Annotated in this window: 12 protein-coding genes; 2 read left to right on the plus strand and 10 right to left on the minus strand. The window is 67.9% G+C overall.

The genetic code is table 11. The features are described 5' to 3' along the window. Positions 1 to 3: 3 nt before the first annotated feature. From ACXPWS_RS24265 to ACXPWS_RS24300, 8 genes are read right to left on the minus strand one after another with little or no spacing between them, the layout of a single operon-like run. A complete protein-coding gene (locus ACXPWS_RS24265; protein ID WP_458709098.1) occupies positions 4 to 846 on the minus strand; it encodes a carbohydrate ABC transporter permease in 843 nt (280 codons plus the stop codon). A 57-nt stretch (positions 847 to 903) separates the two neighbouring features. After that, on the minus strand, positions 904 to 2,184 hold the full coding sequence (locus tag ACXPWS_RS24270; RefSeq protein ID WP_458709099.1) for an ABC transporter substrate-binding protein: 1,281 nt from the start codon (positions 2,182 to 2,184) through the stop codon (positions 904 to 906). Between the two features lie 42 nt (positions 2,185 to 2,226). Then, on the minus strand, positions 2,227 to 3,537 hold the full coding sequence (gene melA, locus ACXPWS_RS24275; RefSeq protein ID WP_458709100.1) for an alpha-galactosidase: 1,311 nt from the start codon (positions 3,535 to 3,537) through the stop codon (positions 2,227 to 2,229). Continuing rightward, entirely contained in the window at positions 3,534 to 4,493 is a 960-nt protein-coding gene (locus ACXPWS_RS24280; protein ID WP_458709101.1) for an EamA family transporter, read from the minus strand. The genes melA and ACXPWS_RS24280 overlap by 4 nt, the downstream gene beginning before the upstream one ends. A 19-nt stretch (positions 4,494 to 4,512) precedes the next feature. After that, entirely contained in the window at positions 4,513 to 5,484 is a 972-nt protein-coding gene (locus ACXPWS_RS24285) for an N-acetylglucosamine kinase (protein ID WP_458709102.1), read from the minus strand. A 6-nt stretch (positions 5,485 to 5,490) separates the two neighbouring features. After that, a complete protein-coding gene (locus ACXPWS_RS24290) occupies positions 5,491 to 6,633 on the minus strand; it encodes an SIS domain-containing protein (RefSeq protein WP_458709103.1) in 1,143 nt (380 codons plus the stop codon). After that, on the minus strand, positions 6,626 to 7,990 hold the full coding sequence (locus ACXPWS_RS24295; RefSeq protein WP_458709104.1) for a D-tagatose-bisphosphate aldolase, class II, non-catalytic subunit: 1,365 nt from the start codon (positions 7,988 to 7,990) through the stop codon (positions 6,626 to 6,628). The genes ACXPWS_RS24290 and ACXPWS_RS24295 overlap by 8 nt, the downstream gene beginning before the upstream one ends. After that, complete coding sequence (locus ACXPWS_RS24300; RefSeq protein ID WP_458709105.1) at positions 7,987 to 8,880, minus strand: class II fructose-bisphosphate aldolase; 894 nt, start codon at positions 8,878 to 8,880, stop codon at positions 7,987 to 7,989. The genes ACXPWS_RS24295 and ACXPWS_RS24300 overlap by 4 nt, the downstream gene beginning before the upstream one ends. Positions 8,881 to 9,050: 170 nt before the next feature. On the opposite strand from ACXPWS_RS24300, the gene ACXPWS_RS24305 reads away from it, so the two are divergent. Beyond that, positions 9,051 to 9,836, plus strand: coding sequence for a DeoR/GlpR family DNA-binding transcription regulator (locus ACXPWS_RS24305; protein ID WP_458709106.1), 786 nt, complete (start codon positions 9,051 to 9,053; stop codon positions 9,834 to 9,836). Positions 9,837 to 9,851: 15 nt separating this feature from the next. Here ACXPWS_RS24305 and ACXPWS_RS24310 read toward each other — a convergent pair whose 3' ends face one another. Both ACXPWS_RS24310 and ACXPWS_RS24315 read right to left on the minus strand, forming a co-directional pair. Then, positions 9,852 to 10,145 (minus strand): DUF3017 domain-containing protein, encoded by a 294-nt coding sequence (locus ACXPWS_RS24310; RefSeq protein ID WP_458709107.1) that lies wholly within the window; start codon positions 10,143 to 10,145, stop codon positions 9,852 to 9,854. After that, on the minus strand, positions 10,142 to 10,987 hold the full coding sequence (locus ACXPWS_RS24315) for a bifunctional methylenetetrahydrofolate dehydrogenase/methenyltetrahydrofolate cyclohydrolase (RefSeq protein ID WP_458709108.1): 846 nt from the start codon (positions 10,985 to 10,987) through the stop codon (positions 10,142 to 10,144). The genes ACXPWS_RS24310 and ACXPWS_RS24315 overlap by 4 nt, the downstream gene beginning before the upstream one ends. Positions 10,988 to 11,025: 38 nt before the next feature. Between ACXPWS_RS24315 and ACXPWS_RS24320 the strand changes: the two genes are divergently transcribed. Further along, positions 11,026 to 12,231, plus strand: coding sequence for an NADH:flavin oxidoreductase (locus ACXPWS_RS24320; protein WP_458709109.1), 1,206 nt, complete (start codon positions 11,026 to 11,028; stop codon positions 12,229 to 12,231). Position 12,232: the final 1 nt, after the last annotated feature.

Here is a 12,232-nt window from a genome sequence, read left to right on the forward strand (position 1 = left end):
TCGTCATGAGGCGTGCACGTGCTTGCGGGCGAGACGGAACTGGATGGCGGTGATCACCAGGATTACCACGAACAACGCGTAGGCCATCGCCGCGGCATACCCGGCGTCGAACTGCACGAAGGCACGGTCCCACAGGTAGTACACGATGACGGTGGTCGCCCGCAGCGGGCCGCCCCGCGTGGTGGCATACACCTCGTCGAACAACTGAAGGGCGTTGATGGTCAGCCAGACGATGAGGAACAGATTGGCCGGGCCGAGCAGCGGCACCGTGATGGTGCGGAAACGGGTGAAGGCGCTCGCTCCGTCGATTGCCGCGGCTTCGTGTAGTTCGGGCGGAACCCCTTGTAGTGCAGCCAGATACACGATGACCGAGAATCCGGTCCAGCCCCAGATGGTCATCGCCACGATCACGTAGATGGCCTGCGAGGGAGATGCCAGAAACGGTTGGGCCGGGACACCGACGGCGCCCAGCGCCGCATTCACCAGCCCGTAATCCCGGTCGGTCAGCCACAGGAAGATGATGCCCTGCGAGATGGTCGAGACCGCCATGGTGATGTAGGCGGCCGTCCGGTACACCGAGATGAAGCGCACCGGCCGGTTGAGTGCCGTCGCGACGAGCAGTCCGACCAGCATCGTGCCCGGCACGAACAGCACCGTATAGACGATGGTGTGCTGGATCGCCTCGACGAAAACCGGGTCCTCGGCGAGTTTACGGTAGTTGTCCAGGCCCACCCAGGGCGTCTCCGGCGTGAGCAGATCCGAGTGCTGAAACGACAGCATCAGCGACATCAGCACCGGCAACAGTCCGAAGACACCGATCAGGATCGCCGCAGGGCTGACCAACATCCATCCCGACATCGTCTCCGAGTGCCGAATACGCCGCAGCGTGACCACCGCGACCGCTTACTTCCCGGCCAGCGCCGCGTCGGCCGCCTGCGCAGCGGAATCCAGGGCGGCCGCGGGCTCGTCCTTGCCGAGCATGACCGAAACGATCGCCTGTCCCAGTGCCTGTGAGATCGCCGGGTACTGCTCGACGGCCGGCCTGACCTTCTTCACGTTGGCGAGGTTCTCCACGAATGCCGCGCTGCCATTGAGCTTTTCGTCGAGTTGAGCGCGGAAAGCCGCATCCTGGCCGACGGACAGTCTGGTGGGCAGATCGCCGGTGCCCAGGGAGAACGTCTTGACCTGCTCCGGCGCGGTCAACCATTTGACGAAGTCGGTGGCCGCCTGCTTGCGCCGGTCGCCGTTGTTGAACACCACCCAGTTGTCCGGCCCGGAGATGGTCTGATGCGCTCCGCCCGAGCCGGCGAACGTCGGCATGACCTGGACACCGTAGTCGATATCGGACAACTGACTCAGGTCCCAGGGGCCGGTGACGAGCATCGCCACTTTGCCGCTGTTCATCAGCTTGGGCCCGTTCTCGTTGGTGGTGTCGAGGTAGAGCGACTTGTCGGTCACGGCCATCTGCTGCAGCGTGGTCAGCGCCCGGGCACCGGCGTCGGAGTTGAACGCCGCGTGCCCGTTGTCGGCGGTCAGCACGTCACCGCCGGCCTCCCACAGCATCGGGATGTAGTGCCAGACAGTGTCTTCGCTGCCGTCGGCGGGGATCAGCCAGCCGTACTGACCCTTCGCCGGATCGGTGAGCTTTGCGGCCGCCGACCGGAAGTCGTCCCAGGTCCAGTTCGGGCTCGGCGGTGTGACACCGGCATCGGCGAACAGCTTCTTGTTGTAGACGATCGCAAGATTGTCCACCAGCGCCGGGACCCCGACCACCTTGTCGCCGACCGTCGCGGCCTGGCGTTCTGCGGGATAGAAGTCCTCCCACTTCCAGTCGGGCTGTGACACCACCTCGGACATGTCGACGACCTGGGGAATCTTGGCGATGTTCGGTGACCATGAGCCGAACATGTAGGCGACATCAGGGGCGCTACCGCCGCGCACCGCCGTCAACACCTTCTGCAGCACCAGGTCGTTACTCGAGTAGAGCTCGCTGACCTTGACGTCGGGATGCTCTTTGTTGTACCGATCGACCAGGCTCTTGAACACCTCCCCTTCGGTGTCCTGGTAGCCGTGCCACACCGCGATCTCGACCGGGCCGGACGACGACGAGCCGCCGCCACCGCAGCCGGTGAGGACGGCAGCGAGCACAGCCGCCAGGACGAGACACCACGTGCGTCGGATCATGGTGGGAACTCCTTCACTTCGGTTCATCGGGGTATCTCGGTGTCACAGCGTCATCGTCGAGCGCAGCGGTTCGGGCAGCAGGTCGCCGTGCGCGGCCGTCAACTCGTTGCACAGTTCCCAGATCTGGTCCACGGTCAGGGTGGCCGCGGTGTTCGGATCGACCATCGCGGCCGCCCGCACCAGGCGGGGATCCCCGTCGAGCGCGGCGCGCACCGCCAGATCCACCGGGCCCAGGAAGTTCCGGTTGAGCGCGGCACACTGCGGTGGCAGATCACCGACCCGCATCGGATGCGCGCCCAACGCGTCGAGGGTGGTGGGGACTTCGACCGCCACCCCGTCCGGGAGGTTGGTGATGAGGCCTTGGTTGACCAGGTTGGCCGAGATGACCCGCGTGGTGCCGGTCTCCAGCGAGTGGATGACCTGCGGTGCGTACTCCGTGGAACCGGTGTCGATCGGCAGTGTCTTGTGGTCGGCCAATTCGGCACGGACCCGGGCATATTCGGCGAGGTTGGCCGCGCTGATCGAGACATACTCACCGATGTTGATGCGCAGCCGGTCGACCTCGGCGGGGTGACGGACATACCAGGGGACGTACTCGCTGGAGTGCTCGCTCGTCTCGGTCGGGTAGTAACCCAACCGGCGGTACATGTCCACCCGGACTCGGCGCCGCAGTTCGGGGTCGGCGGCGATGCGCTGATCCAGCAGGGGGTAGAGATCCTGGCCGGCCCGCTCCCACCGCAACACCCAGGCCTGGTGGTTGACCCCGGCCGACCAGTAGGACACCTCGCCATACGGCACGTCGATCAGTTCGCACAGCCCGACCATCGTCCAGTACACCGAATGGCACAACCCCAGCACCTTCAGCCGTGGCGCGATGTGGTGCAGGAACGTGACATTCATCGCCATCGGGTTGGTGTAGTTGAGTAGCCACGCATTCGGGCACAGCTGCTCCATGTCCCGCGCGATCCCGGCGAGCACCGGAAAAGTCCGCAGGCCGCGGAAGATTCCGCCGACGCCGATGGTGTCGCCGATGGTCTGGTTGAGCCCGTAGCGCGCGGGGATCTCGAAATCGCGCACGGTTGCCTCGTGCATGCCCACCTGGATGACGTTGATGACGTAGTCCGCCCCGTCGAGGGCACGGCGCCGGTCCGTGGTGGCCACCACGTCGGGTTCGGCGCCGGCTGCCGACGCGGTCGCCCGGGCGATCGCCTCGGCGGTCTCCAGCCGTTCGGCGTCGATGTCGTGCAGCACGATCCGGATCGACTGCAATTCCGGGAAGGACAGGATGTCCCCCAGCAACTCGCGGGTGAACTCGACACTGCCCGCTCCGATGATGACGACGGTGGGTTTCACGCCCGGCTCCTCTGCTGTGGGGTCTGCGGTGTCGGTGCGGCCGCTGGGGGCGCCTGGCCGCGCTTCTCGTCGCTGTAGACCATCAGCGTGGAACCCACCAGGGCGAGCACGATTCCGGCCGCCCCGTACGCGGTGGGCAGTGTCTGGTAGGCGATGAGTGACACCACGATGGTGAGCGCAGGTGCCAGCGCGTTGGTGGTCGGCGCCACGATGGTGGCTTTGCCCCGGCTGAGCGCCATCACCAGGAACAATGCGCCGACGGCGTTGAGAAGTTGCGTCGCGGCGGTCAGAGCTGGTGCCTGCCAAGGGAATCCGGACGGTATCCCGCCCATCGAGAGCACCGCCACCGGGATCAGGACGATCGCACTGATCGCCATCCAGCCGAAGGTGGTGGCTTCGTTGACGCCGATCGTCGCGGTCTTTCGCATGAAGTAGGCCTGCACGCCCCAGGCCACGCAGATCAGGATCGCCAGCGGCAGCCAGGGTCCCGACGAACCGTCCGGGGACGCGCCGGTGATGCTGAACAAGACGATGGCGGCCAGGGCGGCGATCAGGCCGGCGGCGGCCAGCGCCTTGATGCGTTCGTGCAGCAGCACCATCGCCATCAGCACCGTGATGGCGGGCGAGATCGACACGATCGGGAAGATGAGATAGGCCGGGCCCATGGTGAGTGCCTGGAAGAGCAACAATTGGCCGCCCGCTCCGGTCAGCCCGATGAGCAGGCCGTAGATGGCGGCGCGCGGCCTGCGGTCGAAACGTTGACCGCGCAACGCGAATGCTGCGGGGATGATCATGGTGAGCGCCCAGACGCAGTAGATCATCTCGTCCGGATAGCCGTACCGGGTGGCCGGCAACGCGGAGTACGCGCCCCACACGCCCCAGAAGAGCACCAGGAGCGCGGCGTAGAAGATCCAGCTGCGCCGACCGGTGGCAGGCGCCGGCGTTACCTCGGTCATCTTGCTGCCTTTCCCGAGATCATGCGCTCGCCGTGGCGAGTTGGTGTACCAGGTGCGGACTCAACTGGTGGCCGCTGTGTTTGGCCGCATACAGCGCGGCGCCCAGCGATGGGTCGAGCAACGGGCGCCGCAGGTCGTAGCCGGCCGGCTGGTCGGCCAGCGCCGCCACGAACATCGCGAGAAAGTCGGTGTCGGAGAACATCCCGCCGGAGTACGACACCGGCACCGTTTCCGATTCGGTGAAGCCGACGCGGGTTCGGGTGGTGTCGATGAGCGAGACGAGTTCGGCCACCGCGGTACGCAGGATCCGTGTCGAGGTGTCATCGCCGGCGCGTGCCGCGGCGCAGACCGTGGTCGCCAGGGCGGCGATGGCACTGCGACTGCCCGACCATCGGTCGATCACCAGGCTGACGGCGTCGAGATCGGCACCGAGATCCATCCGCTCCCGGAGCATTGCGTGCAACGGGCCGCGCGCGAGCCGGCCGTCACTCATCCTGCTGAATGCGTTGAGGCCCTGGGTGGCAACCCAATACGCCGAACCTTCATCGCCGAACAGTTCGCCCCAGCCGCCGACCCGGTGCCCGACGCCCCGGCGCTCGCCGTAGGTCATCGAGCCCGTGCCGCTGATGACGTTGATGCCGTCCTCGCAGGCCAGTGAACCGGCCCAGCCGCACACCATGTCGTTGTCACAGCGGTAACGGTCGTGGCCGAGCACCCGCGCCGGAACCGCGTCGAGCCGCTCGAGGTCGGCGCTGGCCTCACCGTAGCCGGGGATACCGAAGAACGCGGCGTCGATGGCGGCGGGTTCGATGGCGGCCTGCCCGCAGACGTCGGTCACCCCTTGGGCCAGAACCCGTTCGACGACCTCGAAGCCGTCGTTGAAGTAGTACGACGTCGGTGCCGTGGCGCGGGCGAGCAGCTGTCCGGCCTCGTCGATGAGGGCGAACGCGGTTTTCGAGCCCCCACCGTCAACCCCGAGATAACAGGCCATGGCCGATCACCGGTCCCACGGGTAGATGGTGACGCCCTTGACGACACGGCTGACTTCGCCGGACGGGAACGGATTGTCCGGTGTCTTACCGTGTTCCAGTGAGGTGAACAACGCGAGGTATTGCGCGAACACCAGATACGGCAGGGCGACCTGCGCGTCGTCGAGGCCGTCGAGACCGGGCAGCACGACGGCCGCACCGAGCGCGGCCGGGATCGGCTGGGTGCTGATCACCGTCACGGCGTCGTGGCCGAGCTGTGCGCGCAGTTCGGCCACGATGTCGAAGTCGTATCGCCGGGTGTGTGGATCGGTGGAGATGTACACCACCACCAGGGTGTCGCCGTCGAGCACCGATTTGGGTCCGTGCCGAAATCCCAACGGGGAGTCGAAGTAGGTGGTGACCTCACCGGCGGTGAGTTCGAGCAGTTTGAGTGCCGACTCGCGCGCCAGCCCGGCCAGCGGACCGCTGCCCAGATACACGAATCGTTGTTTCCCGGCCCGGGCCAGGGCACGGATATCGGGCTGCCGGGCGATGAGGTGTTCAGCCGCGCGTGCCAGCGAATCCACCTCTGCCCGCCGGGCCGGCCCGAGATCCAGCAGGCAGGACAGCAGCATCGAAGTCAGGCTGGAGGTCATCGCGAATCCGGCGTCGTTGGTGCGCGCGGGCATACCGACGACCCGCGAGTTCGGGCGGCCACGGTGGGCGCGGGCCAACTCCCCGTCCCGGTCGCAGGTGTAGATCAGATGCCAGACGTCGGTGACGAGTTCATCGGCCAGTGCGGTGGTGGCCAGGCTCTCCGGGCTGTTGCCCGACCGGCCGAACGACACCAGCAACGTCGGGGTGTCGCGCTCCAGGTGGTCCAGTGGGCCGGCGACGATATCGGTTGTCGCGATGGGCTCGACGCGGCGGTTCAGATGACGCCGCAGCGCCGGCGCGGCGATCTCGCCGACGAAGGCCGAGCTGCCCGCGCCGGTCAGGACGATCCGCACCTCGGGACGGGCGAGGATACCGCGCAGGAACTCCTGCACATCATCGCCGGGTTCACCCGCGACCTCTCGCCACGCGCCGGGCTGCTGCCCGATCTCGACGATGGTGGCGCCGCCGTCGGCTTGGGTGGGCACTGCGGTCGGGTCGATCCGTGTGCTAGTCATCTGCACCTCCGGTGTTGCGGATGCGGGAAGGGTCTTGTGCGGCAAGGCATGCGCGGGCGTAGGGCCGCAACGCATCGCGTATTCGGTCGATCACCAGGGACTGCGCGTCGGGCTGCAGCGCGCCGGCGCGGATGCGGTCGTACTGGGTGGGCAGGAACTGGCTGATCAACGGCAGCGGGATGGCCGCGCGGTCGAGGTTGGCCAGCAGGGTGCGCCGGGCGGCGTCGACCTCGTCATCGGCCCAGTAGTAGCGCAGCCGGTCGCTGTAGCTGTACCGCCGGGCGGTGCGCTGGGCGACGGGGTCACCCTCGTAATAGTTCTGCCAATACCCGGGCTCGGCCAGCATTCTGCGCTCCACCACCTCGGCGAGATTCGAGCGTTCCGACGGCGCGATGAGTTCCGCCTCGACGAGGCTCAACGCGAACAGTGCCTCGCGCATGGCGAAGGTGAGTGCCGGTCCGACCTTGAGGATGGCCCAATGGTCCTGCACCAACTCGCGCAGCTGGTCGGGACGCTGATAGTCGGTGGAATGCGCTTCGAAGACCAGGTTGTCCTCGCCGTCGAGCACGTGGCGCAACTCCGCGGTCGCGTCGTGCCGATAGTCGATGACGTTGAGGTGATCGAACTCCACCCCGGGTTGCACCACCAGGGCGATGACACGCGGCCAGACATCCGCCAGGCCCGCTGCCGCGAATGCCTTCCGGTGCGCCGCGATCGTGCGCCGGGCCCGCTCGGCCGGTGTCGGGGTGAGCCCGTCCAGCGTCTCGTGCGCACCGCCGGGCACCGGTACCTCGGTGCCGATGACATAGACCGGGCCGCCGGCATCGAGGCCGCCGGCGGCGTCCTCGGCCACTTCCAGCAGCCGTGCGGTCCGGCCGGCGACCACGTCGTCGGACAGCACGGCCGGGTCATCCGCACAGGACATGCTGCAGTCCAGGTGGATCTTTCGGTACCCGGCCGCGACATAGGCCGCGACGAGCACCTCGGCGTGTTGCATTGCCACAGCGGCATTTTCGCGTTGCCACCGGTTGGGCCCGAGGTGGTCACCGCCCAGCACCACCCGGTCGCGGGCGAACCCGTGCCGGTCGGCGATCTCGAAGACCAGATCACGGAACTGCGCCGGCCGCAGCCCGGTGTAGCCGCCGAACTGGTCGACCTGGTTGGACGTGGCCTCGATGAGCACGTGGCTGCCGTCGGCGGCGGCCTGCGCGATGGCCGCCGCCACCACGGTGGGATGCGCCGAGCACACCGAATAGGTGCCCACGGGTGCGCCGGCCTTGTGCGCCCGGATGGTTTCGGCGATCCAGTGCGAGGTGTTGTCTGTCAAGACGTCCACTGCGTGCGCGGAGTTGCTCATCGCGGGTCACGCTCCCCTGCGGACACCGACTGCGGCGCCACGGCGGTGCACAACGCGGCCACGGTGTCACCGATGGCCTGTCGTCCCGCCGCCACATAGCTGCGGGGGTCGATCACCGCGGGATCGGTGCCGAGCAGTGCGCGGACGGCGGCGGTGTAGGCGACGTTGAGCGCGGTACCGACGTTGACCTTGCGCATGCCGGCCTCGACGGCCGCGCGCAGTTGATCGTCGGGCAGCCCGGAAGAACCGTGCAGGACAAGGGGAATCGACACCCGTGCCGCCAGTTCCCGGATGAGGGCGATGTCGAGGTGGGCGTCGCGGGTGGTCATCGCGTGCGAACTGCCCACCGCCACCGCAAGTCCGTCGACACCGGTCTGCTCGGCGAAGGCCACCGCTTCGTCGGGGTCGGTGCGGGCGCCGGCGGTGTGCGCGCTGACGGTGTGCTGCTCCTTGCCGCCGATCTCGCCGAGTTCGGCCTCCACCCACAGCCCGGCCTGATGGGCGGTGCGGGCGAATGAGCTGGTGCGCTCGACGTTGTCCCGGTACGGCAGATGTGCCGCGTCGACCATGATCGAACTGACGCCCAACGGCCCTGCGGTCTGGACCGCCTCGGCGAGCAGCGCGGCGTCCTGAAAATGGTCGAGGTGCACGGCCATCGGAACCGCACAGCTCTGCGCGATGTGCGCGCACGCCGACACCAGCGGCGCGATCCGGCCGCCGTGGAAACGCACGGTGTTCTCACTCACCTGCAGCACCGCGGCGACCCCGGCACGTTCGGCACCGTCGGCGATGCCTTCGGCGTGCTCGATGGTGATCACGTTGAAGGCGAAGACCGCGGTCCGCCGGGTGGCGGCGGCGCCGACGAGTTCTGCGGTGGTGGCCAGGCTCACGGTGCGACCCGCTGTCGGGGGGAGGTGGTGTCGAACATTCGTCGATCATGAAAAGCTCGCTCAAGACGCGCAATACGAACCGGCAAAACGATCAGTAAAAATGATTGCCTCTATCCATTTTCCCGTCGCTTCGCTCGCCCCCACCCCATCGACGCAGGGAGTTGTCACCGATGTCGCTCAAACGCACCGACCGGATGCGCACTGTGCTCGCGCTGCTGCGCGACCGCGGCGAGGTGGCTTCCCAGGTGCTGTGCGCGGAGTTGCGGGTCTCGGCGGCCACGCTTCGCCGCGATCTCGGCGAACTCGAGGACCAGGGTCTGCTGGTGCGCACCCATGGCGGCGCGCGGGCGCTCGACCCGGGCAGCACCGAGATCCCGGTGCGGCTGCGCGACCACCGCACGGTCGCCATCAAACGACGGATCGCTGCGCATGCCGCCGCGCTGGTGCCTGCCGGCCAGCAGGCCGTCGCACTCACCGGCGGTATCACCACCGGCGAAGTGGCTCAAGCATTGAAGGGCCGGCCGCAGCTCACCATCGTGACGAATTCGCTGACCATCGCCGCCGAATGCGCCGTGGACGTGCACATGAAAGTGATCATCACCGGCGGTGTGGTGCGGGCGAATTCGCTTGAGGCCGTGGGTCCGATGTCCGAGCACGCCTTCCAGGTGATCACCGTGGGCACCGCGGTTCTCGGCGCCGACGGGATGTCGGCCGAGGTGGGCGCCACCACCTTCGACGAGGCCGAAGCCCGCACCGCGATCGCCATGGCCGCCAACGCCCAACGCGTCGTCGTGGCAGTCGACGGCTCCAAGATCGGCAAGGTCACCCTCGCAAAGATGGTGCTGCTGCACCAGATCGACCATCTGGTGACCGATTCCACGGCCGACCGTGACCAATTGGACCGGATCGCCGCGGCCGGGGTGCACGTGCACGTGGTGGACGCCGGCGAGCACTGAGCGCCACGGCGCGGGTCAGGAAGTACCCAGCGGGTCGATGGTCCAGGCGACGAACAGCACGATCGCGCTCACGGTGGCCGTGGTGGCGACGTCGATTCCCTTGGACCGCACCACCAGCAGCCCCGCCCGGTCCTCGGTCAGGGCCAGCCGCAGCACCGCGGCGACCCCGACGCCGATGCCGATCACCAGCGCACCGCGGCGCCAGTAGCCGGCGACCACCAGCACGAAGGCCAGCACGAAGATCAGCCCGACGGCCAGGATGGGCCACTGACCGCCGAAGACCTTGCGGGCGAACTCTTTGACGGTCATTGCTTCTCGACGCGCTCCACCACATTGGTGAGCAGGAAGGCCCGCGTCAACGGACCGACCCCGCCCGGGTTGGGCGACACGTGCCCGGCCACATCCCACACGTCGGGGGCCACGTCGCCGGTGAGCTTGCCATCCACCCGGCTGACCCCGACGTCGACGACCGCCGCGCCGGGTTTCACCATGTCGGCGGTGACCATGTAGGGCACGCCGACCGCGGCGACGATGATGTCGGCCTGGCGGGTCAACGCGGCCAGGTCCCGGGTTCCGGTGTGACACAACGTCACCGTGGCGTTCTCGGACCGGCGGGTCAGCAGCAATCCGAGCGGGCGCCCGACCGTGACACCGCGGCCGATCACCACCACGTGCGCGCCGGCGATCGGCACGTCGAAGCGGCGCAGCAGATGCACGATGCCGCGCGGCGTGCAGGGCAGCGGAGCTTCCTTCCCGAGCACCAGCCGGCCCAGATTGGTCGGATGCAGCCCGTCGGCATCCTTGTCCGGGTCGACCCGTTCCAGTGCCGCGTTCTCGTCGAGATGCTTGGGCAGCGGCAACTGCACGATGTAGCCGGTGCACTCCGGGTTGGCGTTGAGCTCGTCGATGGTCTCGTCCAGGGCGGCCGCACTGATGTCGGCGGGCAGGTCCCGGCGGATCGAGTTGATGCCGACCTTGGCGCAGTCGGCATGCTTGCCGCGCACGTAGGCCTGCGAGCCCGGGTCGTCCCCGACCAAGATCGTGCCGAGTCCGGGCGTCCGGCCCGCCTCGGTCAATTTCGCGACGCGCTGCTTGAGATCGACGAAGATCTCGTCGCGCGTGGCCTTGCCGTCCAACGTAATCGCACCCACGGGTGCCATTCTGTCAGGAGCCGTGGCAGGCTCCGACTATGAACAGTCCGCAGAATGTGTTCACCGACGTGTTCGGCCCGGCCAAGCTGGGTCCGGTGACCCTGCGCAACCGCATCATCAAGGCCGCCACGTTCGAGGCATCCACGCCGGACGCGCTGGTCACCGAGGATCTGATCAACTATCACCGGCTGCCCGCGGCCGGCGGCGTCGGCATGACGACGGTGGCCTACTGCGCGGTGTCACCGGGCGGGCGCACCGACGGCTGGCAGCTGTGGATGCGCCCCGAGGCGGTGCCGGGCCTGCGCCGGCTCACCGACGCCATCCATGCCGAGGGCGCCGCGATCAGCGCCCAGATCGGCCACGCCGGTCCGGTGGCCAACGCGCGCACCAACAAGGCCCAGGCGCTGGCACCGGCGCGGTTCTTCAACCCGCTGTCCATGCGGTTCGCCAAGAAGGCCACCAAGGAGGACCTGCGTGACGTGATGGCCGCCCACGCCAACGCCGCCCGGTTGGCCGTCGAGGCCGGCTTCGACGCCGTCGAGGTGCATCTGGGCCACAACTACCTGGCCAGCGCGTTCCTCTCGCCCCTGCTCAACCGCCGCAGCGACGAATTCGGCGGCTCACTGGAGAACCGCGCAAAAGTGGCCCGTGGGGTGGTGCGCGCGGTCCGCGAAGCCATCGGGGACCGGATCGCGGTGACGGCCAAACTCAACATGAGCGACGGGGTGCGCGGCGGGATCAACACCGAGGAATCCCTGCAGACCGCGAAATGGCTGGAGGAAGACGGCGGCCTGGACGCGATCGAACTGACCGCGGGCAGTTCCCTGGTCAACCCGATGTACCTGTTCCGGGGCGATGCCCCGATCAAGGAGTTCGCCGCCGCGTTCAAGCCGCCCATCAGTTGGGGCATGCGGATGACCGGCAACAAGTTCCTCCGCCAGTACCCGTACCGCGAGGCGTACCTGTTGCGGGAGGCCAAGCTGTTCCGCGCCGAGTTGAAGCTCCCGCTCATCCTGCTCGGCGGGATCACCAACCGCGACACCATGGACCTGGCGATGGCCGAGGGTTTCGACTTCGTCGCGATGGGCCGGGCGCTGCTGGCCGAACCCGGGCTGATCAACCGCATCAAGGCCGACGGCCGGACGCGATCGGTCTGCACGCACTGCAACCTGTGCATGCCCACCATCTACAGCCACACCCATTGCGTGGTGACCGGCGCCCCCGACGCCCTCGTCACCTCCTGAC

This window comes from Mycobacterium sp. BMJ-28 (assembly GCF_054404835.1).